20 protein-coding genes and 1 tRNA gene are annotated in these 20,634 nt (G+C 64.3%); 16 read left to right on the top strand and 5 right to left on the bottom strand.

Features of this window, described 5'->3' with window-relative positions; all coding sequences use genetic code 11:
- Window positions 1-26: 26 nt before the first annotated feature.
- Together NLI84_RS02585 and yidI are read left to right on the top strand one after the other, a co-directional pair.
- On the top strand, window positions 27-539 hold the full coding sequence (locus NLI84_RS02585; RefSeq protein WP_255987976.1) for an outer membrane lipoprotein: 513 nt from the start codon (window positions 27-29) through the stop codon (window positions 537-539).
- Window positions 540-568: 29 nt separating this feature from the next.
- Window positions 569-1,006 carry an inner membrane protein YidI gene (gene yidI, locus NLI84_RS02580; RefSeq protein ID WP_255987975.1) on the top strand — a complete coding sequence of 146 codons (438 nt, stop codon included), beginning with the start codon at window positions 569-571 and terminating at the stop codon, window positions 1,004-1,006.
- A gap of 52 nt (window positions 1,007-1,058) precedes the next feature.
- On the opposite strand, the gene hemB is transcribed toward yidI, so the two are convergent.
- Complete coding sequence (hemB, locus tag NLI84_RS02575; protein WP_255987974.1) at window positions 1,059-2,057, bottom strand: porphobilinogen synthase; 999 nt, start codon at window positions 2,055-2,057, stop codon at window positions 1,059-1,061.
- 133 nt (window positions 2,058-2,190) lie between these two features.
- On the opposite strand from hemB, the gene NLI84_RS02570 reads away from it, so the two are divergent.
- The 4 genes from NLI84_RS02570 to NLI84_RS02555 all read left to right on the top strand — a co-directional run bounded on the left by NLI84_RS02570 (window position 2,191) and on the right by NLI84_RS02555 (window position 7,096).
- The gene (locus tag NLI84_RS02570; RefSeq protein ID WP_255987973.1) at window positions 2,191-2,991 is read left to right on the top strand and encodes an inositol monophosphatase family protein; all 801 of its coding nucleotides are present in this window, start codon (window positions 2,191-2,193) and stop codon (window positions 2,989-2,991) included.
- 189 nt (window positions 2,992-3,180) lie between these two features.
- Complete coding sequence (locus tag NLI84_RS02565) at window positions 3,181-4,485, top strand: DUF3422 family protein (protein ID WP_255987972.1); 1,305 nt, start codon at window positions 3,181-3,183, stop codon at window positions 4,483-4,485.
- 150 nt (window positions 4,486-4,635) lie between these two features.
- Window positions 4,636-5,577, top strand: coding sequence for a DegV family protein (locus NLI84_RS02560; RefSeq protein ID WP_255987971.1), 942 nt, complete (start codon window positions 4,636-4,638; stop codon window positions 5,575-5,577).
- 211 nt (window positions 5,578-5,788) lie between these two features.
- Complete coding sequence (locus tag NLI84_RS02555; protein ID WP_255987970.1) at window positions 5,789-7,096, top strand: NAD(P)/FAD-dependent oxidoreductase; 1,308 nt, start codon at window positions 5,789-5,791, stop codon at window positions 7,094-7,096.
- A gap of 192 nt (window positions 7,097-7,288) precedes the next feature.
- Here the strand turns inward: NLI84_RS02555 and NLI84_RS02550 are convergent, their stop codons facing one another.
- The 4 genes from NLI84_RS02550 to NLI84_RS02535 all read right to left on the bottom strand — a co-directional run bounded on the left by NLI84_RS02550 (window position 7,289) and on the right by NLI84_RS02535 (window position 10,395).
- Window positions 7,289-7,627 carry a BON domain-containing protein gene (locus NLI84_RS02550; protein WP_255987969.1) on the bottom strand — a complete coding sequence of 113 codons (339 nt, stop codon included), beginning with the start codon at window positions 7,625-7,627 and terminating at the stop codon, window positions 7,289-7,291.
- 241 nt (window positions 7,628-7,868) lie between these two features.
- Window positions 7,869-9,221: a beta/alpha barrel domain-containing protein gene (locus NLI84_RS02545; RefSeq protein ID WP_255987967.1), complete on the bottom strand. Its 1,353-nt coding sequence runs from the start codon at window positions 9,219-9,221 to the stop codon at window positions 7,869-7,871.
- A 92-nt stretch (window positions 9,222-9,313) separates the two neighbouring features.
- Window positions 9,314-9,390, bottom strand: a tRNA-Pro gene (locus NLI84_RS02540).
- Between the two features lie 42 nt (window positions 9,391-9,432).
- Window positions 9,433-10,395, bottom strand: a complete 963-nt coding sequence (locus tag NLI84_RS02535) for a polyprenyl synthetase family protein (protein WP_255987966.1) — start codon at window positions 10,393-10,395, stop codon at window positions 9,433-9,435.
- 221 nt (window positions 10,396-10,616) lie between these two features.
- Between NLI84_RS02535 and rplU the strand changes: the two genes are divergently transcribed.
- The 10 genes from rplU to NLI84_RS02485 all read left to right on the top strand — a co-directional run bounded on the left by rplU (window position 10,617) and on the right by NLI84_RS02485 (window position 20,479).
- Window positions 10,617-10,928 carry a 50S ribosomal protein L21 gene (gene rplU / locus NLI84_RS02530; RefSeq protein WP_255987964.1) on the top strand — a complete coding sequence of 104 codons (312 nt, stop codon included), beginning with the start codon at window positions 10,617-10,619 and terminating at the stop codon, window positions 10,926-10,928.
- Between the two features lie 20 nt (window positions 10,929-10,948).
- On the top strand, window positions 10,949-11,221 hold the full coding sequence (gene rpmA, locus NLI84_RS02525) for a 50S ribosomal protein L27 (RefSeq protein ID WP_255987963.1): 273 nt from the start codon (window positions 10,949-10,951) through the stop codon (window positions 11,219-11,221).
- Between the two features lie 174 nt (window positions 11,222-11,395).
- Entirely contained in the window at window positions 11,396-12,547 is a 1,152-nt protein-coding gene (gene obgE, locus NLI84_RS02520; RefSeq protein WP_255987962.1) for a GTPase ObgE, read from the top strand.
- 210 nt (window positions 12,548-12,757) lie between these two features.
- On the top strand, window positions 12,758-14,020 hold the full coding sequence (locus NLI84_RS02515; protein ID WP_255987961.1) for a hypothetical protein: 1,263 nt from the start codon (window positions 12,758-12,760) through the stop codon (window positions 14,018-14,020).
- 27 nt (window positions 14,021-14,047) lie between these two features.
- The gene (locus NLI84_RS02510; RefSeq protein ID WP_255987959.1) at window positions 14,048-14,698 is read left to right on the top strand and encodes a hypothetical protein; all 651 of its coding nucleotides are present in this window, start codon (window positions 14,048-14,050) and stop codon (window positions 14,696-14,698) included.
- A gap of 11 nt (window positions 14,699-14,709) precedes the next feature.
- Window positions 14,710-15,432 (top strand): hypothetical protein, encoded by a 723-nt coding sequence (locus NLI84_RS02505; RefSeq protein WP_255987958.1) that lies wholly within the window; start codon window positions 14,710-14,712, stop codon window positions 15,430-15,432.
- Window positions 15,432-18,245, top strand: coding sequence for an AAA family ATPase (locus tag NLI84_RS02500; protein WP_255987957.1), 2,814 nt, complete (start codon window positions 15,432-15,434; stop codon window positions 18,243-18,245). Before NLI84_RS02505 ends, NLI84_RS02500 begins: the two co-directional genes overlap by 1 nt.
- Window positions 18,246-18,259: 14 nt before the next feature.
- Complete coding sequence (locus NLI84_RS02495) at window positions 18,260-18,628, top strand: MmcQ/YjbR family DNA-binding protein (protein WP_255987956.1); 369 nt, start codon at window positions 18,260-18,262, stop codon at window positions 18,626-18,628.
- Window positions 18,625-19,941, top strand: coding sequence for a THUMP domain-containing class I SAM-dependent RNA methyltransferase (locus NLI84_RS02490; RefSeq protein ID WP_255987955.1), 1,317 nt, complete (start codon window positions 18,625-18,627; stop codon window positions 19,939-19,941). The genes NLI84_RS02495 and NLI84_RS02490 overlap by 4 nt, the downstream gene beginning before the upstream one ends.
- A 64-nt stretch (window positions 19,942-20,005) precedes the next feature.
- The gene (locus NLI84_RS02485; RefSeq protein ID WP_255987954.1) at window positions 20,006-20,479 is read left to right on the top strand and encodes a GNAT family N-acetyltransferase; all 474 of its coding nucleotides are present in this window, start codon (window positions 20,006-20,008) and stop codon (window positions 20,477-20,479) included.
- Window positions 20,480-20,634: the final 155 nt, after the last annotated feature.

Here is a 20,634-nt window from a genome sequence, read left to right as displayed (position 1 = left end):
GTGGTATGAAAGCGGAGAGTAACGCGATGAAAATCAATCGGTTGTGCGCGGTGGGCATCGCTGCCGTCGTCCTGGCACTGGGCGGTTGCGCCACCAGCGATTCGGCCAATGTCTACACGCGTGATCAGATGCGCGCGGCCGCCACCGTGCAAAGCGGCGTGGTCGATCAGGTGCGCGAAGTCCGGATGGAAAACTCCACCGGCATCGGCGCGATGGCTGGCGGCGTGATCGGCGGCATCGCGGCGGGCCGGAATATCGGCGGCGGCTCCGGCCAGATCGTCAGCGGGATTCTCGGCTCCATCCTCGGCGGCCTCTTGGGCAACGTGATCGAAGAGAACGTGATGAGCAAGCAGGCGCTGGAAATCTCGCTGACGCTCGACAACGGCCAGCGCATGGTGGTGGTGCAGGAAGCCGACCAGCCCATCATACCCAACCAGCGCGTCGACGTGATTTCGGACGGCCAGACCACGCGCGTGGTACCGGCTACTGGCGGCTACCAGAAAGGCACGTCGGCGACGCCGGCGAACTATTCGTTCTGAGCGGTGTTCCTTTGGTTTTGAATTCAGGCGTGAGCGGAAAGATATCGATGCAGGGAGTCAAACTCAGTTCAGTCGGTATGATGCTCGGCGCTTGCGCACTGCTGCTGGCGGTCATTCATTTCTGGGCCGGGCCGTTCTCCCCAACACCCTCGCTCGAAGCCGTGGTGGCGGCCAAGACGGTCGCAATCCGCGACGTGGTAGTGGCCACCCTGGGTGGTAAGGCAGCGCCCACGGTACCGGCTTCGCCGTGGGACCTGGATCGCACCCTCATGTTGCTAGGTTCAGTGCTTGGTGCTGCGGCACTGGTTTTGGCGGTGCTCGGTTTTGTGCGCAATGAGCCGGCAAGGGCTTGCGGCGGCGCCGCTGCGTTGGGTGGCGCGGCGCTTGCCTTTCAGTTCGTGGTTATTGCAGTTGCCGCAGTGGTGCTGGCCATTCTGGTTGGCGCCTTGCTGAAAACATTGGCCTGACGTCGAGCCCGGCCGGCGGCTACCTTGAGCGGCCGAGCCACGGAGGCCGGCTTTATCTGGCCAGCCAGCGCGCCGCATCGAGCGCGTAATAGGTCAGTACCGCATCAGCGCCAGCGCGCTTGAAGCCCAGCAGCGCTTCGAGCACCACCGCTTCCTCGTTCAGCCAGCCGTTCTGGCTCGCCGCCTTCAGCATCGCGTATTCACCCGACACTTGGTAGACAAAGGTCGGCACGCCGAATTGGTCCTTCACCCGGCGCACGATATCGAGGTAGGGCATGCCGGGCTTGATCATCACCATGTCGGCACCTTCGGCCAGGTCCATCGCTACCTCGTGCAGCGCCTCGTCGCCATTGGCCGGGTCCATCTGGTACGTGTACTTGTTGCCCTTGCCGAGGTTGCCGGAGGAACCGACCGCATCGCGGAACGGGCCGTAGAAGGCCGAGGCGTACTTGGCCGAGTAGGCGAGGATGCGGGTATGGACGTGGCCGGCAGCGTCGAGCGCCTGGCGGATGGCGCCCACGCGTCCATCCATCATGTCGGACGGCGCGACCATGTCGGCGCCGGCCGTGGCGTGGCAGAGCGCCTGCTTCACCAGCGCCACCACCGTTGCGTCGTTCATCACGTAGCCGTTTACGTCGGTGAGCCCGTCCTGGCCATGGCTGGTGTACGGGTCGAGCGCGATGTCGGTGATCACGCCGAGCTCGGGAAAGGCCGCCTTCAGCGCGCGCACGGTGCGCGGCACCAGGCCATCCGGGTTCCACGCCTCCTCGGCACCGTCGGTCTTCAGATGCGACTCGGTGACCGGGAACAGCGCCAGCCCCGGAATGCCCAGGCGCACCGCCTCGGCGGCGGTTTGCAGCAGCAGATCGATGCTTTGCCGCTTCACGCCGGGCATGGAGGCAATGGCTTCCTCGCGCTGTTCGCCGTCGAGCACGAACACCGGCAGAATCAGATCGTTCGCGGTCAGCACGTGTTCGCGCATCAGGCGGCGCGAGAAGTCGTCGCGGCGCATGCGGCGGGCGCGAAAGGCAGGAAAAGCACGTTGGCTCATCGGGCGGGGCTCCGTATCGGTCGGTTCGCGCAAGATTCTACGCCTCGTCGTCACCAAACCCGGCATGCAACGATTACCAGCGGCGGCCAGCCTCGCTACAATCGGAAGCATCTGTTTTCTATCAAGGCCGTCCGTGTCCGACCTTGCCACCTTGGCCCGTCTTGCTGATATCGCCCGCCGCGTTGCCGCCGAGGAAGTGATGCCGCGCTTCCTGTGCGTGGCGCGCGAGAAGAAACACGACGGCACGCTGTTCACCGAGGCCGACCTCGCGTCGCAGCGTGCGCTGGCCCGGCTGCTGCCCGAGCTCGTGCCCTGCCCGGTGCTGGGCGAGGAAATGAGCGAGGCCGAACAGCAGGCGCTGTGGGATGCGAATCCGGACGGGCTGTGGGTAGTCGATCCCATCGACGGCACCACCAACTTCGTCCATGGCCTGCCGTACTTCGCGATCTCGATCGCGCTGATGCGGCGCGGGCGCTCGGTGCTGGGGGTGGTCTACCTGCCGGTGATGGACGAATGCTTTTCTGCCGCGGCGGGCCACGGCGCCTGGCTCGATGGCCAGCCGCTGCCACTGGCGAGCGAAGAGATCGCGCTCTCCGACGCGGTGGCCATCGTCGAGCCCAAATGGCTGGGTGGCCATCTGCCGACGCGTGCCGTTACCGTGGCGCCGTTTGCCAGTCTGCGCAACTTTGGCGCTTCGACCATAGATTGGTGTTATCTCGCCGCTGGCCGGATCGACGTGGTGCTGCATGGCGCACAGAAGCTGTGGGATTACGCGGCTGGTGCGTTGATCGCCGAGGAAGCCGGTTGCCGCTTTGCCACGCTGTCGAGTGACGACTACTGGGGCCATCACCCGGTCTGGTCACGCTCGGTGATTGCGGGGCGCACGCCGACGCTGTTCGAGGCGTGGAAAGCCTGGGCCCGCGCCAATCGCTGACGAGCAGGCCGCGCGATGCGCGCGACGTGCAGCATCAAGGCCGCACGCCTTGAGCTTTGCGCCGACCTGACACGATGGGTCTATTGCGCCATTTTGGTGCATTGCCAACGGGCAGTGTTGCGATTGTGCAGTGCACAAAATTCCTTGCGACGTTTTATGATGGTCTCGTTCCAGCCAGGAGAGACCCCGATGAACGCGCCCCTTGCCCTTCCCCGGCCCAATGACCATCCGCAGCGCCGACAACTGAACGACGAGGCCCATGCTCGCCCGTACGAGCCGCTGGCCACGCCGGCCCGCGCCAGCTACCTCGCCTATCTGCACCGCAATACCAGTCACGAGCAGGAGCTGTGGCTGATTGGCGAACTCTGCGCCTGGGGGGGCGCGCCGCCGCCGCCGGCCGGCTGCCTGCATTGGTCGGCGACCGTGGGCGGCGTGCGCATCAAGTGGGCGCGGCACACCGAGTTTTCGTCGCTGACGGTGATTGCCGAGCTGGGGGCCGAGGCAGCCTTCGCGCAGACAGCGCTTGCGATGCTACCGGCGGACTGGCTGGTGCAATTGCCGGGCAATGTGCTGCACGCGGCCCATGCCTGGCTGTTACCGGAGCTGGACCTGCCCGGCGGTATCGATGCGATCTCCGAACAGTATTTCGAAGGGTACGAGCTGATCGGCGCACGCATCGGCGAGGGTGCCGGCGTGGCCTATACCGATTTTCGTATCCATGCCGACGGCTATACGCGCTACGTGCTCGGCAACGCGGGGATGGGTGCCCGCCAGGCGGGCCGTATGCTGCAACGCCTGTTCGAGCTCGACACCTACCGCATGCTGGCTTTTCTGGCGCTGCCGCTGGCCAAGAGCATCTCGCCCGAGTTGTCCGACGCCGATCATGAACTGGCCGAGCTGACCAGCGCGATGTCGAACGCGCGTGAGGAGGACGAGCCGGCGCTACTGAACCGGCTGACGCAGCTGGCGGCCCGTATCGAGAGCGCGCTTTCCAAGACCGACTTTCGCTTCTCCGCGGCCCACGCCTACTACGAAATCGTGCAACGCCGCGTCGTCGAGCTGCGTGAGCTGCGCATCCAGGGCGTGCAGCCCTTCTTCGAGTTCGTCGAGCGGCGGCTGTCGCCGGCCATGGATACCTGCGAATCGGTGGCGCGGCGCCAGCGCGTGCTGGCCACGCGGGTGGCGCGCGCCTCGTCGTTGCTGCGCACCCGGGTCGAGATCACCCACGAGCGGCAGAACCAGCTGTTGCTGGCGTCGATGGACAAGCGTGCCCGACTGCAACTGCGCTTGCAGGAAACGGTGGAAGGGCTGTCGGTGGCCGCGATCACCTACTATGCGGTGGGCCTCGTCGGATATGGCGCCAAGGGGCTCAAGAGCGCGGGGGTGCATGTGAACGCGGAGCTCGTCACGGCGCTTGCCATCCCGCTGGTGGCGCTCGTGGTGGCGTGGGGCTTGCGGCGGATGCGGCGCGCGCTGGTGGCGCATAACGATTGAATGCCGCTCGTCGGACCGCATCGAAACAATCGTTTCAAACCGGGGTGTCAGGTTTCTCCGGATTGCACCAGAATGCGGCGCATTTTAATGATGCTGCCATGTCCGTCCGGCGCAGACCGGCGGTTCCAGAACAAGCCCCCGGAGAATACTGTGCGCATTGGCATCGTCACCGATTCCTGCTGCGATCTACCGCGTGCCCTGCTCGACGAGCAGGGCATCGTGATCCTGCCCATCACCATCCATGGTGACGACGAACATTTTATCGACAACCGCAACCCACAAGCGACGCTGGCATTCTATGAGCGTGTGAGCCGGGGCGACGGCAACTACACCTCCGCGCCGCTGTCGGTCGACGAGATCCGCGCGCTGTTCCTCGACAAACTGGTGGTCGAGTTCGACTACGTGTTCTGCGTGACGGTGATGGCGAGCCGCAGCAAGATCAACGAAAACGCGACGCAGGCCTCGCTCGGCATCCTGAACAGTTACAAGCCCATCCGCGCCGCAGCCGGCGTCGCCGGGCCGTTTTCATTGCGGGTATTCGACAGCAACAGCCTGTTCTCCGGACAGGGGCTGATCGTGGCCGAGGTGGCGCGCTTGATCCGCGAGGAGCGCTCGACGCTCGATATCATCCGCCACATCGAAGTGCTGCAGCAGGTCACCCAGGCCTTCCTGATCCCTGAGAACCTGAACCAGCTGCGCAACCAGGCGCGGCGCAAGGGCGACAAGAGCGTGGGCTTCGCCTCCTACCTGTTGGGCAGTGCGCTCGATATCAAGCCCATCATCCGGGGTTTTCACGGCACCACGGAGCCCGTGGGCCGCATTCGCGGCTTCGAGGCCGGTGTGCAGAAGCTGTTCGATACCGCGTGCGAGCACGTCGAGCGGGGCCTGATCGCGCCCACTGTCTGCGTCAGTTACTGCGGCGACCCGGTGCGCGTACGCGACATGGCGGGATGGGGCCGGCTGGTCGAGGTCTGCGCCGCGCATGGCGTGAGCCTCAATCTGTCCGAGATGAGCACCACCGCAGCGGTCAATATCGGCACCGGTGGCCTCGCCGTGGCCTTTGCCAGCGAGCGCGAAGCACGCTTCGACTAGCTGCCCGCCACGCGTATGACCTTGGCCGGCATTGGGATGATCAGCTCTGCCCGGCGGCGAAACAGTGGGGCCGGCGGTAACAATTGCCGTTACGACCGCTGCCTTTCTGCGTCATGCTGCGTGTGATTGTGGCCCGGCTTGCGCGCTGAGCGCAGCCGCAGGTGCCACCCCGCCAGCTCTGCGGGAACGAACAACACACTGGAGCATAAGCATGAACGCAGCAGTCATACCGCATCGCATCGTCATCGTCGGCGGGGGCGCCGGCGGGATCGAGCTCGCCACCCGCCTGGGCCGTACCGTTGGCCGGGGCCGGCAGGCTGAGGTCATCCTGGTCGACGCCTCGCCCACCCATATCTGGAAGCCGCTCTTGCACGAGGTGGCGACCGGCGCGCTCAACAGCGGCGAGGACGAGGTGAACTACTTCGCCCACGCGTGGCGCAACGGCTATCGCTTCGAATATGGCTTTATGACGGGGCTCGATCGCGCGGCCAGAAGCGTCCATCTCGCCGAAGTGCGCGATGACGAAGGCACGGTGATGTCGGCCGCGCGTGAATTGGCCTACGACACGCTGGTGATCGCCGTTGGCGCCGTTGCCAATGACTTCGGCACGCCCGGTGTTGCCGAGCACTGCATGTTCCTCAACAACCCGCAGGATGCGGAAAAGCTCAGAAAGCGCATCCTGGCGCTGACCTTTGCCGCCAGTGCGCATGCGTCGACTGTGCCCTTGCGCATCGCCATCATCGGCGCCGGCCCTACCGGCGTGGAGCTGTCGGCCGAGATCCACCACACTATCTGCGAGATGCATCACTACGGTGCCAATTTCACGCCAGATCGGCTGGAAATCACGCTGATCGAAGCCGGCGAGCGCATCCTCGCCGCTGCGCCGTCAACCTTGGCGGACTACGCCACGGCCGAGCTGGAAAAGCGCGGCATCCAGGTTTTCACGCACCGGCGCGTCGAGGCAGTCGAGCCCGGCGTGGTGATGCTGGCCGACGGCACGCAACTGGCGATCGACATCGCGGTATGGGCGGCCGGGGTGAAGGCCTCGCCCTGGCTGGCCGAGTTGGGGCTGGAGGTGAATCGCGGCAACCAGATCAAGGTGACGACCACGCTGCAGACGCTGACCGATCCGGCCATCTTTGCCATCGGCGACTGTAGCGAGGCACCGGATGGCGAGGGGGGCAGGCCGCTGGCCGCCACCGCGCAGGTGGCGCACCAGGAGGCCGAATGGCTGGCCGGTGCGCTCGCTGACAAGCTGGCGGGCCGGGAAGTGGTGCCTTTCGTATTCAAGCCGCAGGGGATCATGGTGTCGCTCGGCAAGCACACTGCCGTCGGCAGCCTCGCTGCCATCGTCGGCCCCAAGCGCAACTACTACGTGGAAGGACGCGGCGCCAAACTGATCTACGCCTCGCTCTATCGTATCCATCAGGCGGCGGTGCACGGCTGGCCGCTCACCATCCTGTTATGGATGGGCGACAAGCTGCGCCGGGTTGCACGGCCGGCGATCAAGCTGCATTGATGCGTCACTCACAAAACCCTGCTGGCATCGTTGCACTCACTGGCCGTACAGTTTGTACTGTCTGCGTTTCGCGCGCCTTGCCAGCACCGCTACGCGGGGTTTTGTGAGTGACGCCGGTGGTTCTGATGGGAATTGCATGAAAACGGCGCCGCGAGGCGCCGTTTTCATTGTTGCGAACTGCCGCGGGTGGGATCAGTTCTTCGGCATGATGTTGTTGAACACGTATTGCACGCCCTTCACCTTTTCGGCGATCAGCCCGGCCTTGGCCATTTGCTCACCGGTGTCGGTCGCGCCTTCGATGGTCACGTCCTTGCCCTTGCCGCTGACCTTGAGGCCGAAGGGCGCGAGTTCGGCATCGGCATTGAGCGCGGCCTGCACGGCGGCGGCCAGCGCTTCGTCCTTCAGTTCGGCCGGCTTTTCGGTGACGGCCGGTGCGGCCGGCTTCTGTTCCGGCGCACTGGCGCAGCCAATTGCGAGCAGCGAGCCAACAAGGGCAGCGATCAGGCCCAGGCGCGAAATGGTGGTGGTCATCGGTGTCCCCTAAAGACGATTCTGGTGGTATCGGGTCTGGGCCCTGGTGGCTCAGGTGGACACAGATTGTGTGGACGCCATGTTGCAAAAAGATGAAATCCCCACAGCGACGGCGTCATCACGACGGGCGTGCCGGGAGCGGCCAGTGCCGGGCCGCGCCTGCAAACCGACAGGCCGCCCCGTCATGCTGGCCGAACTGATCACGGCAGCCAGCATGACGGGGTTGGGCAAGGTTGGGTTGTTACGATGCCTGCACAGTCACTTCGACCGTGTCGCAGCCGGGCGTAGCGGCCAGCGCCCGCTGATACAGCGAGATCAGTTGCGGCGGATCGTCGTAGCAGATGCGCAGCCCGGCGATCATGTCCTCGCGCATCAGCGTGCGCATCTGCACGAGGGTGGCGTCGCTTACCGGCTCGGTCACACCACATTCGATCAGCCGGCCGCGGATCACCGGGATGTCGCTGGCGACCGGCGTGACACGCCAGCCGGGCGTGGCGCCGATGGCGGCAGCGGGCAGGTCCATCCAGTTGGCGCCGGTCTGCTCGAACACGCTGAGCATGGTGCGATAGGCGTTGCTGCCGATCACCGGGAAATCATCCGGCTCGGCCTGCAAGGTGTTGATCCGGGTCATTGCCTGGACGATGGGCACCAAGCGGTCGAGCCGGTAGCGGCGGGCGATGTTGGGATTGCCGATGCGCGCGAGGTTGGCGAACAACTCGGAACTGGGCGCATGGCCAATGGTGGCGGCCTCGCGGGCAAAGCCAGCCCACACGCCATCGGCACCGTTAAGCAGTGCCTCAATCAGGTTGGCGTTTTCCATACCACAGCCCACATGCATGTGTACCAGGAGGCGCTGATCTGGCCGCAGGTTGGCGCGCACCACGGCGGCCATGGTGCCGATCTGGAACGGGAAGCTGGTGCCGCGCCCGTCCTCGAAAGCAGCGGCGGCCACCGGCTGCTGCGCCAGCACGGCGGCGATGGTCGCGACCCATTGCCAGTCCTGGTAGAACGCGTCCGGCATGTCCTGATAGTTGATATAGATGCGCGGTGCGCCGCCATGGTCGCCGCGCATGTTCTGCGCCATCCACTGGATGCTGGCGACCAGCGCATCGATGAAGGCCTGGCGCGCCTGCGGCGTGGGCGGCACGGCGTCGTTGGCAACGTCGATGTCGACGATGGTGTTGGGAATGCGGTAGTCCACCAGCTTCTGCATGCTGATGTCGGGCTGGAAGTTGCCTTGCGCGTCAAAGCTGCCGATGGTGGCGAAGGCAAAACAGCCAGTGAGATCGGCGCCAGCTGCGTTGAGCTGCTGCACGAACACGTCGTCCACCTGTGGCACCTTGGGCAGGCTCACGTCGAACGTGCCGAGCAGGATGTCAGTGAAGCCGACCTGGCGGGCGAGATCCAGCAATTCGTACTTGTTGGTGACGGTATGACCAAGCGGAATACCAACAACGGGCTCGCGCAGCGACAGATCAAGCAGCACCGGATCGATGCGCTGCAGCGTAGCGGTCTTGTCCTGCATCTGGGCGATGCGCGCCTGGCAGGCGGCGAGGGCCTCGGGGGAGAGCGGCGGAATGGGGTAATGCGGCACGGGCGCGTTTCCTTGTGGTGATTGAACGGCCCATGCAGGATAGATAGACAAGAAAAAAGCCGCACAGCAGTGCGGCTTTTTTCTTCGAATCTTGGTCGGGGTGAGAGGATTCGAACCTCCGGCCTCTACGTCCCGAACGTAGCGCTCTACCAGGCTAAGCTACACCCCGACTTGCAAAGAAGCGCGATTATTCCCGCCTCTTTGCAAGCTGTCAACTGCTGCGATTCACCGCCAGATCGGCAAGAGCGACCAGTGCCTGCGTGGCCGGGTTGTCCGGCAGACCGGCCAATTCGGCGCGCGCGGCGTCGGCCTCGCGACGGGCCACGGCCATGGCGTAGTCGAGGGCGCCGCAGCGCTCCACTGCCCCCAGCACGGCACCGAAGTGCTCACGCTGGGCGTGTTGCAGCGCATTGCGCACGATGGCGGCATCGTCGGCGCTGCCGTGTCGCATGGTGTAGATCAGTGGCAGCGTCGGCTTGCCTTCGGCCAAGTCGTCGCCCAGGCTCTTGCCGATCTCGTCCTGCTTGCCGGTGTAGTCGAGCACGTCGTCGACGATCTGGAAGGCGGTGCCCAGGTGCATGCCATAGGCGGCCATGGCGGTTTCGCGCTCGGTGCCGGCGCCGGTGAGGATGGAACCCAGGCGCGCGGCGGCCTCGAACAGCTTGGCTGTCTTGTAGCGGATCACATGCAGGTAGCCGGCCTCGTCGATGTCGACGTTGCCGATATTCATCAGCTGCATCACCTCGCCTTCCGCGATGATGTTGGTCGCGTCGGCCAGCACTTCCATCACCCGCATCGAGCCGCAGTTCACCATCATCTGGAAGGCGCGGCTGTAGAGGAAATCGCCGACGAGGACGCTCGCGGCATTGCCGAACAGCGCGTTGGCGGTATCGCGACCCCGGCGCAGGCTGGATTCGTCGACCACGTCGTCGTGCAGCAGTGTGGCGGTGTGGATGAATTCGACCACGGCGGCGAGTTCGCGGTGGTGTTCGCCCTCGTAGCCCTGTGCGCGGGCCGAGAGCAGGGTGATGACCGGGCGCAGGCGCTTGCCGCCGGAGCTGACGATATACTCGGCAACCTGGCGCACCAGTACCACATCGGAATACAAACGGTCGCGGATCAGTGCATCTACTGCCACCATCTCCGCTCCGACGACCGATTTGACGAAATCCATCGTCACGCTCGACCCCGCTTATGCCTGGAAACAAACGGGCGATGGTAGCACGAGTCGGCGGACTCTCGCAGGCAGGCCGCAGTGACGGCAGGGCGGTTCTGCGGCACGGGTTGCGCTAAGTGTTTGACCCAGCAGCATCTTGCGCGTATAGTCGCGGGTTCCCGTTCTCAAGGGCGGGATATGTGCGCATGGGGCGCACAGTCCAAATTTTGGAGCTCGTTATGTATGCAGTCGTAAAAACCGGTGGCAAGCAGTACAAAGTTGCCGTCGGCGAAAAACTTAAAGTAGAACAGATTGCTGCAGACATCGACAGCCAGATCGTACTGAATGAAGTATTGATGGTGGCAGACGGTGACGCAGTCAAGATCGGTGCACCGCTGGTGGCCGGCGCGGCCATCAAGGCAACGGTGATTTCGCAGGGTCGTCACGACAAGGTTCGCATCTTCAAGATGCGTCGTCGTAAGCACTACCAGCGTCACCAAGGCCATCGTCAGAACTACACCGAAATTCGCATCGATTCGATCGACGCGTAATCAGCGAGGAGCTTACAACCATGGCACACAAAAAAGCTGGCGGTAGTTCCCGTAACGGCCGCGACTCACAAGCCAAGCGTCTTGGCATCAAGGTTTACGGCGGCGAGCTGATTCCGGCAGGTTCGATCATCGTGCGTCAGCGCGGTACCGAATTCCACCCGGGCGATAACGTTGGCATCGGCAAGGATCACACCCTGTTTGCCCTCGTCGACGGCTACGTCAAGTACGCGATCAAGGGCGCTGCCAAGCGTCGTACCGTGATCGTACTGCCGTACACCGGCGAAGAAGCTTAACTCAAGCCTCTCTTCCGGTTCGCGAAGCCCTATCCTGCGATAGGGCTTTTTTCATTGCAGGACGGGTGACATGCAGTCGCCATGCGTCTTGCGCGTATCATCGCGACCATAAGCCCGCACCGGATCATCCGGCGCGCAGGCACTCACGAATCACAGCAGGACTGGGCCTGGCCTATGAAATTCATTGACGAAGCAAGAATCGAAGTGATCGCCGGCAAGGGCGGCAAGGGTTCGGCCAGCATGCGCCGCGAGAAATTCGTGCCGCGCGGCGGCCCGGACGGCGGCGACGGCGGCAAGGGCGGCAGCGTCTGGGCCGTGGCTGACCAGAACATCAACACGCTGGTTGATTATCGCTTCGTCAAGAAATACAAGGCGCAGGATGGCGAATCCGGTCGTGGCGCCGATTGCTACGGTGCCGCCGGTGATGAAGTCGAGCTGCGTTTCCCGGTCGGCACCTTGATCACTGACGCTGAAACTGGCGAGGTGGTGGCCGATCTGACCTGCGACGGCGAGCGGATCTGCCTCGCCAAGGGGGGCAAGGGCGGCTGGGGCAATATCCACTTCAAGAGCTCGGTCAACCGTGCGCCGCGCCAGACCACGCCGGGCGAGGAAGGCGAGCGGCGCGATCTGCGGCTCGAGCTGAAGGTGCTGGCCGACGTGGGTCTCCTGGGCATGCCCAATGCCGGCAAGTCGACCTTTATCGCTGCGGTCTCGGCCGCGCGCCCTAAGGTCGCCGATTACCCGTTCACCACGCTGCATCCCAACCTGGGTGTGGTACGCATCGATGAGAACCGCAGCTTTGTCGTCGCCGATATTCCCGGTTTGATCGAAGGCGCGGCCGACGGCGCGGGCTTGGGTCATCGCTTCCTCAAGCATTTGCAACGCACCGGCCTGTTGCTGCATATCGTTGACCTCGCGCCGTTCGATGCCGAGGTTGATCCGGTCGCCGAGGCACGTGCCATCGTCGACGAGCTGCGCAAGTACGACGACGCCTTGCACCGCAAGCCGCGCTGGCTGGTGCTGAACAAGCTCGATATGGTCGAGGACGAGGAGCGCGCAGCGCGCATCGACGCCTTCCTCGCCGCAATGGGCATCACCGAGCGCCAGCCCGATCCGCTGGCGGTGTTCGATCCCAATTTCCTGCGCGTATTCACCATCTCCGGTTTGACCGGTGAGGGCTGCCGCGAGCTGACCTACGCCATCATGGATTACCTTGAGGCTGCCCGTGCATTGGTGCGGGAAACCGAGGCCTTGCTGCCACCCTCGCCCAAGCTTGACGAAGATGAGGCCGACGCCCTCAACGCCTTCGACGCGGACGAGAACTGAGCGGCTACGCCCGTGTTGCCCGCCGTGGTGCGGGGCTGGTTTTCCGGCTTCGTAGCCGCAGCGCCCTACATTTTGCGCTCGCCCGGCCTGCCCCGCCATAGCTGGGCTGGCCATGCTGCCCGATGTGGGAAACGCCGCTGAGGTGGCTCTGCAACGCATGCTGTTTCCCCGCCGTGACAACAAGGGTTTCTGGCCCTAATCTGCCTTGCCATGCACGCCGATACCCTATCCGAATTCTTCCTGCCGGGCTTCGAGGCGCGTGATCTGGGGCCGCTTGCCGGCCTGTTGCGCGCCAAGCCCTATCTCGATGCGCTGATCACACTTTTTCGCGGCGGCGAGGACGAAGTGCTGGTGCGCCTTTTGATGCTGCGCGAGATCGGCGCGCGCGCCGATGCGCCGCGCTGGAGCCCGCAGGAACTCGACAGCCACTTCGGCTATATCAACCCGATCAAGCGCGACACCGTGCTCAAGCGCCTGCGTGACAACGGGCTCCTGGTCTGGGATAGCGACAACGCCTTGTATTCGCTGTCCGAACCCGGCCGGGTCGCGCTGTCCGCCATCGCTACGCTGACGCAGTTCGCCGATGGCGATGCCGAGCTTGGTTACCTCACCGCCCAGGTCGCCGCCGGCCAGGCCGTCGGCAATATCGCGCCCGAGGCGCTGCAGCATCTGCTGGCGCGGCTCAACGAGCTGCATGGCGATTTCGAGAATGCGCTGGAATCGCAATCGGAATTCCAGATCCGCAGCGCGCGCGCCAAGCTAGAAAGCGTTTGGCGCTGGGTCGAGAAGGGCACCGAAGTGATGCGTGGCGTGTTGGCCGATGATGAGACCGACCACGCGGTGCATCAGGTGGCGCAGGCGATCGCGCTGGCACAGGGGCGCATGCTGCGCATGGCGGGGGTGTTCCAGCGCCGGCTGGCCGAACTCGCTGCCCAGCGCGTGCACCTGGGGCAGTCTGGCCTGACTTCGACCAATGTCGCCGACTGGCTGCGCGGCCGCTCGCAGGAACAATTGGCCGCGCTTGGCCGCGATCTGCTCACCTTTCACCCGGAGCCGGCGTTTGTTGTGTCCGACATCCTGCTCGACGTCGCCGAGTTCGAGCTGATCGAGCGCGAGCGTGCCGACGAAACGGCCTCGGCCTTGCCCACCTCGGAACTCGCCGCTTCTGTCTCCGCCGTTGAGGCAGAGCGCCTGCTGCTGGCCGAGGAACTCTACGGCTTCCTCAAGGGCATCGACACCACTGCGCCGCTGGCTCGGGCTGTGCTCTCCGATACCTACCCCGAAACCGCCTATAGGCTGTCGTTGCTGTCGCTGCTCGGCGATGCCGAGGCCGCGCTGGAGCACAGCATCGTCGCCGATCTCGTCAAATTGCCGCTGGCGCTGGTGACCGAGGATGCGATCGATGAGCTCGATCATCCTAATGTCGCCACGCTGACACGAGGTCATCTAAAGCCGTTGGGCAAAGTAAAATAGCGCCTTGCCCAAGGCCAGGAATACATGATGAGTTTGCTTGATGAACTGAAAAAACAGGCGCAGAACCGTGCGGTTGACGATGCAGAGGCGCGTGCGCTGCGTGCCCAGCGGTTGGCTGATATCAATGCCAGCCTGCGCGACGTCTTCAACTACCTGTACGAGTTGACCGAACAGCTCAAGGTGATCCGCCCGGCTAACCCTTATCGCTATCGCATTTGGGGTGTGGGTGAGTGGGAAAACCTACAGTTCGACAAAGTGGCGGTCGATCTACGGCAAAAGCGCGTCGACGAAGCCGACCATGCCGATACGCTGGAATTTGCCGTGGTCTGGCTGGCGGCCCAGCCGCTCAAGGCCAGCTACGGTTCGCAGTCCGAGGCTAACTACCTCAAGGACAAGCTGTGGAACCTCGGTTGTCGGCTGGAAGAAAAGCTGCAGCGCACACCTGAAGGGCGTTTCCTGCGCGCCGTGATCACCGTTGAGCCCTTCCTGCCCATGCGCTGGCGTTTCGAGGCGCTGCACGGCGAGGGGAATATCCGCCTCACCGTGCGCAACCTGGATGATCTACGCGAGGACATCGTTGTACTGACCCCGGCCGAATGCACGCCGGCGCTGTGCGAAGAGCTTGCGCGTGCGCTGCTCGGCCAACCCAACCACGCTGCCCAATTGCTGCGACGCTGAAAACAGAATCCATGGACCAAGCCCTCAACATCCTGGTGGCCCGCCTTTTGGCGCACCGCTTCATTCCCCGCCGCGATCCGCTGGCGCGACGCGCGCTGATCGACGAGCTGTTCCGCGAAAGCCTGGAACACCGCCTCGCCGAGTGCGGCCTGCAATTGCTGGAAAATCCCTACGCCGAGTACATCGCCGTTGGCCTCAAGCCCGAGATGGAAGACTGGGTGTTCGGCGAGGGCGAAAACTGGCTCTCCAACAACATGGGCCTGCCGCGCGATGCGATAGCGCTCTTGGTGGTGCTGTGGGCGTTGATCATTTTGCCGAAGCGCGAGCGCCAGATTGCCCGCGCCGAAACCACCGGCGACACTCAGTCCGATATGTTCGGTGAGCAAAAACCCATCACCCACGGCGAGGAAATGGCGCCCGGCGTGCCGGAAGACGCGGTCTATGCCGATTTCGGTAAGAAGCTCGGCGGCAAGGCGCGGTTCTCGATGAACCTCGGGCAGCTCGCCAAGCTCGGCTTCGTGCTCCGCCGCAACAAAATGATCCATGAGGGGCCGCTGCTCGATCTGATGATCGACTACGCCAGGCTCGCACCGCGCATCATCGAAGGCGCGCTGGGCGAGGTGTTGCAATTGTCCGGTACCCGGATCGCCGTCGAGCCCGATGAGGAGGTGCGTACCGATGAAGCCGATGTTGTCGCCGAGCCGCTCGAGCTGGTGAGTGGGGAGGAAGGCTGATGTTTCAGATCCGCGAACTCGAAATGATCCACTGGGATTTCTGGCGTGCCGTGCGCGTGCCGCTCGATGCCCAGATCGTCACCATCGTCGGCCCCAATGGCTCGGGCAAGACCACCTTGCTCGATGCGCTGCGCACGCTCTTGGCGCTCAAGTGCTCGGGCCGGCGCGATTACAAGCGCTATGTGCGCAACAACCGTGAGAACTATGCCTGGCTGCGCGGCGTGGCGAGCAACCCGCGGCGCAATAGCGGCGGCTTGTTCCCCTATCTGTTCTTCCCGGCCACCAGCGACGAGGTCACGCTGTTCTGCCGGATTAAGAAGCAGGGTGGCGACTGGGTGCGGCAGTACGCGATCGCTGAGGGTAACGTCACGCTCACGGCCGAGACCGAGTCGCAGCTGTCCTGGATCGGCGTCAATGAATACAAGCGCCGGCTGGAGCAGGCCGGGCTGACGCCGGCGATCGCCGAGGTGCTGGCGCTGGAGCAGGGCGATACCGACAAGCTGTGCGAGTACAGCCCCAAGGCGCTGCTCGATCTGGTGTTCCAGGTGTTCGGCGACAAACAGGTGCTCGATCACTATGCCGAGACCAAGTTGCGGCTGAAGGAAGCCGAGGGTGAGCTCGGCAAGATGGAGCAGCAGCTCTCCACCTTGGGGGTCGATGTCGAGCGCCTCAAGTTGCGCGCCAACAACCACCTGGAATGGCGCGCGCTGCAGGACGACGTGACCCGGCTGGAAGCGCAGGTGGTTCCTGCCCTGCGCTATGTCGAGCAATGGGACAGCCTGCGCGGCTACGTCAACCAGTTCAAGGGCAGCCGCCGCGCACTCAAGCTAAAGCAGGACGAGCTCGACCTGATCGATGTCGATTACCGGGCGGCCGAGACCGCGCAGCGCGAGGCGCTGACGCATGAGGAAGCGGCGCGGCGGGAGTACGACCAGGCATTCAAGGTATTCCAGGACGCGCGTGATGCCGCGCGCGACAGCGAAAAGACCTTGAAGGAAGCCGAGCGGCTGCGCCAGCTGGCCGAGCTGGAGCATGGCGCCGACGCGGTGGCGCTGAACGATACGCTGGGCAGGAAGAAGGACGCCGCAGGCGAACTGAAGCAGGCAATCCGCGCGGCCAAGGAAGAGCGGCAGCGCTTGGCCGAGGCGCAGTTCGCGCTGCAGCAGGGGCGCCCGCCACATCCGGATTTCGTGTCGCGCATGCGCGCGGCGCTCGACGAGGCCGGCATTGGCCATCAGTTGCTGACCGAGATCGTCGAAGTACGCGACAACAGCTGGCAGGATGCGGTCGAAGCGCTGCTGGCGCCGTATCGCCATATCATCCTGCTCAATCGCAGCAGCGATAAGCAGCGCGCCTGGGAAATCGGCCAGGAACTGAAATACCGCCACTTCATCGTGCCCGAGCGCGAGACTGTGGCACGCGCGCCGGCCAATTCCATTCTGGAGATCGTTGATTTCAAGGCCGACGCGCCGGGCTGGCTGGTCGGCCTCTTGAGCCGTACCCAGCGCGCTCGCTCGGTGGCCGATGGCCAGAAGCTCGATGGCGACTGGATCACCCGCGACGGTTATCACAAGGAGCGCCGCGGCGCGCGCGATATCTCCGCCAAGCCCGGCGATTACGCCTTTGGCGAGGCGGCGCGCCATTCGCGGCTGACCGAAGTAAGCCGTCGATTGCGCGAGCTGAACGAGCAACTGCTGGCCGATGAGGCAAGGCTGGGCGATCTGGAACGCGAGGCGTCGATGCTCACCCAGTCGCTGATGGGCATGCAGGCCGTAGTGCAGCTCGCTGCGCGGCAGGACGAATTCGCCGCTGTCGCCGAGCGCTGGCCGGAAGAGGAACGTCGCGCGCAGGAAGCTGGCGCCGCGCTGGCCGCCGCCCAGGTCGGCTGGGACGAAACCCGCAATGCGCGCGAGGAAGGCCGCGTCGCTTTCGAAAAACTGAAGGACGCACGCACCCGACTCGATATCCAGGTGGGCGCGCTGATCGATCAGCTCACGCGCCAGCGCGAGGAGCAGTCGCGGCAGATCCGTGCATTGCGCGGCGCCAAGGCGGCACTGCCGGTGGACTATTCCGCCGCAGCGGCGCTGCGCGAGCTGAAGGACAAGTACGGCGGATCGCGCGAAGTGCTGCACATGGTCGAGCACGAACAAGCCCGGCTGGCCGGTGGCGATTGGGAAACCGACCCGATGGTGGTGGCGCGGCGCGACAAGCTAGCTGGCGACCACGGTGCGCTGGAGCGCGATACCCAATTGCATCGCAACGAAGTTGATCGCACCAATCAGCTGACCGACGAGGCGCGCGCGGCCTATATCAATAAGCTCAAGGCCACCGTGCGCGCCTACGGTCGCAACGTAAAGCGGCTGGGGGAGCTCGCCGGCATCGAGGTCGAGCTCGATCTGCCGCAGCTCGACAATGACGACCTGACGCTGGCGCAGGCCGGTCTTTCTGCCCGCTTCAACTTCGATCAGAAGGGCATGATGGGGCTGAACGATGGCGAGGCGTCAGGTGGCCAGCAGGTGATGAAATCGCTGATCCTGCTGATCGGTCTGATGATGGACGAATCGAACCCCACCGGTTTCGTCTTCATCGACGAGCCGTTCGCCCACCTGGACATCTTCAACATCGACCGGGTCGGCGCCTTCCTCAAGGCGACGCAGGCGCAGTACCTGATCACCACGCCGCTGACGCACAATACCAATGTCTATGGCCCGTCCGAATTGACGCTGACCACGCGCAAGAAACAGCCTGGCGAAACCTGGGCGCCGCTGATCGCGCAAACGCGGCGGCGCATCCGCGCCACCGAGCCGGCCTGAACCGGGAGCACAACATGACTGTCACCGATCCGACCTTCTGGCGCGCTACTTGCGCCGCGCTACCAGGCGCTACCCGCGATATCAAATGGGGCGACGTCGAGGTCTGGTCGGTCGGCGGCAAGATGTTCAGCCTGCACGGTCTTACTCGCGGCCGCATTGCCTTCAAGGTCGATGCGGCCCGCTTCCTGGAGCTGACCGATCTGCCCGGCATCGAGCCGGCGCCTTACCTTGCGCGCCATCACTGGGTGGCGCTGGATCATGCCGGCGTGCTCGATAACGAGACCCTCGCCGCGTTGCTCACCAATGCCTACCGGCTGGTGCGTGCCAAATTGCCAGCCAGACAGCGCAACGGGCTGCCCGAATTTCCCCGAGAAGATCAATGACCAAGAAAACCCTCAGCCTGTCCAAGCGCGGCAGCACTACCCCGGCGAGCGAAGAAGGCCGCAAGGCGCCATTGCGCCCCGGTGCGCGCGGCCATATCCGCCCGCCGCAGCCACGCACCGGCGAAACCAAGGCCGCCGCGCCAGTGGTGCAGCCTAGATCGCTGTCGATCAGTGGTATCCAGCAATTCTTCGCCCCCAGCCCGCGCGGCCTTGAGCAGCTCTTGGCGGATGAACTCGGCGCCATCGGTGCCGGCGGCGTGCGCGTGGTCGATGGCGGCGTTGCGTTCAGCGGCGACTGGTCGCTGGTCTACAAGGCCAACCTGCATTCGCGCATCGCCAGCCGCATCCTGTGGCGGCTCGACGAGCGCGCCTACCGCAACGAGAGCGATCTCTTTCGCATGGCGGGCCGCATCGCCTGGTCGGAACTCTTTGACGTGCATCGCACGATCAAGGTCAGCGTAACCGCCCAGCGTAGCCCGCTGCGCAGCGTCGATTTCGCCGCGCTTAAGATCAAGGATGCCGTTTGCGACGTGTTTCGCGCTGCCACCGGCGAGCGCCCCAGCGTCGATACCGCCGTGCCGGACGTGCGGCTGCATCTGTTCCTGACCGATCGGGTGGCCACTTTATATATGGATACCTCGGGCGAGCCACTGTTCAAGCGCGGTCACCGCGTCGAAACCGTCGATGCTCCGCTGCGCGAGAATCTCGCCGCCGGCCTGCTGCAGCTGGCCGGCTGGCATGGCCAGGAAGCGCTGCTCGATCCCATGTGTGGCAGCGGCACCTTCGTGCTCGAAGCAGCCGGGATTGCGCTCAAGCGCGCGCCAGGGCGCGATCGTTCATTCGGCTTTGAAAAGCTTGCACCCTTCCAGGTAGACGTCTGGCAAGCGATCCGCGCCGAAGCGCGCGCGCAGGAACTCACCAGCTTGCCGTATCCCATCGTCGGCAGTGATCGCGACGCGATGAGTCTCGATGCCGCGCGCAGCAATGTGCGTGCAGCCGGCCTGGAGTCGCTGGTGACGCTGAAGCTTGCTGACGTACTCGATGCCGAGGCGCCGGCGGATAGCGGTTGCCTGATTGCCAACCCGCCCTATGGCGTCCGGCTGGAAGATCAGGAGGCGCTGGCCAACTTCTATCCGCATCTGGGCGACGCGCTCAAGCGCAGCTTCTCCGGCTGGCGCGCCTATTTTTTCACCGGTGATCTGCGGCTGCCCAAACTGATCCGGCTCTCGGCCAGCCGCCGCCTGCCGCTCTACAACGGTGCGCTGGAATGCCGCTTGTACGAATTCCAGGTCGTGGCGGGATCGAATCGCTGAACGAAGAGGGCGCCTACGGGCGCCCTTTGCCTATCCATCCCTCACCTAATAAGAGGCACGCCATATGCCGGATATGCTGGTCAGGCTCTATGACTTACCGCCACTGGAGCCGGCTCTGGCCAGGGTGCAAGCGCAGGGAGTAGAAATCCGCCGCGGACTTGCGCCGGAGAAACACCTGATCGCCGATTGGGCCGGACGAACGTTCGGTCCGACCTGGCAGAGTGAATGCGAAGTGGGCTTCGGTTTTGCTCCACCCACCGTCTTTGTCGCAACGCGGGAACGGCAACTGCTGGGTTTCGCCTGCTACGACACCACGGCCAAGGGCCTGTTTGGTCCGACCGGCGTGGACGAAGCGGGGCGAGGTCAGGGCATTGGCACCGGATTGATGTTGATGGCGTTGCATGCCATGCGCGCCCACGGTTATGCCTATGCAGTGATCGGCTCCGCTGGTCCGATGGAATACTATGGCCGCACCCTGGGCGCGATGGTGATCGAACACTCGGATCCAGGTCTTTATGCGGGCATGCTCTGGGACTGATTTCCGGCGTTGCCGTAGACAGTTTAATACGAGCCTGAATCACACCTAGCCGCCCTCTGGGGCGGCTTGGAGCTTGTTTGGGGTGGGGGTTTGCAGCGTGTCTACTGGCTCATTCCGCCGGTTGCTCGCGCATGCTGTTGCGATGTTCCGTTGCC

The sequence above is a fragment of the Chitinolyticbacter albus genome (assembly GCF_024437655.1).
Lineage (GTDB): Bacteria > Pseudomonadota > Gammaproteobacteria > Burkholderiales > Chitinibacteraceae > Chitinolyticbacter > Chitinolyticbacter albus.
Note: the sequence above shows the minus strand (reverse complement) of the source record. Positions and strands in the feature narration are given on the sequence as shown.

Coding starts and splice junctions, on each gene's coding strand:
- NLI84_RS02585 (WP_255987976.1), top strand. CDS start 27: ATGAAAATCAATCGGTTGTGCGCGGTGGGCATCGCTGCCGTCGTCCTG.
- hemB (WP_255987974.1), bottom strand. CDS start 2,057: ATGAGCCAACGTGCTTTTCCTGCCTTTCGCGCCCGCCGCATGCGCCGC.
- NLI84_RS02565 (WP_255987972.1), top strand. CDS start 3,181: ATGAACGCGCCCCTTGCCCTTCCCCGGCCCAATGACCATCCGCAGCGC.
- NLI84_RS02555 (WP_255987970.1), top strand. CDS start 5,789: ATGAACGCAGCAGTCATACCGCATCGCATCGTCATCGTCGGCGGGGGC.
- NLI84_RS02550 (WP_255987969.1), bottom strand. CDS start 7,627: ATGACCACCACCATTTCGCGCCTGGGCCTGATCGCTGCCCTTGTTGGC.
- NLI84_RS02535 (WP_255987966.1), bottom strand. CDS start 10,395: ATGGATTTCGTCAAATCGGTCGTCGGAGCGGAGATGGTGGCAGTAGAT.
- rplU (WP_255987964.1), top strand. CDS start 10,617: ATGTATGCAGTCGTAAAAACCGGTGGCAAGCAGTACAAAGTTGCCGTC.
- rpmA (WP_255987963.1), top strand. CDS start 10,949: ATGGCACACAAAAAAGCTGGCGGTAGTTCCCGTAACGGCCGCGACTCA.
- obgE (WP_255987962.1), top strand. CDS start 11,396: ATGAAATTCATTGACGAAGCAAGAATCGAAGTGATCGCCGGCAAGGGC.
- NLI84_RS02515 (WP_255987961.1), top strand. CDS start 12,758: ATGCACGCCGATACCCTATCCGAATTCTTCCTGCCGGGCTTCGAGGCG.
- NLI84_RS02510 (WP_255987959.1), top strand. CDS start 14,048: ATGAGTTTGCTTGATGAACTGAAAAAACAGGCGCAGAACCGTGCGGTT.
- NLI84_RS02505 (WP_255987958.1), top strand. CDS start 14,710: ATGGACCAAGCCCTCAACATCCTGGTGGCCCGCCTTTTGGCGCACCGC.
- NLI84_RS02500 (WP_255987957.1), top strand. CDS start 15,432: ATGTTTCAGATCCGCGAACTCGAAATGATCCACTGGGATTTCTGGCGT.
- NLI84_RS02495 (WP_255987956.1), top strand. CDS start 18,260: ATGACTGTCACCGATCCGACCTTCTGGCGCGCTACTTGCGCCGCGCTA.
- NLI84_RS02490 (WP_255987955.1), top strand. CDS start 18,625: ATGACCAAGAAAACCCTCAGCCTGTCCAAGCGCGGCAGCACTACCCCG.
- NLI84_RS02485 (WP_255987954.1), top strand. CDS start 20,006: ATGCCGGATATGCTGGTCAGGCTCTATGACTTACCGCCACTGGAGCCG.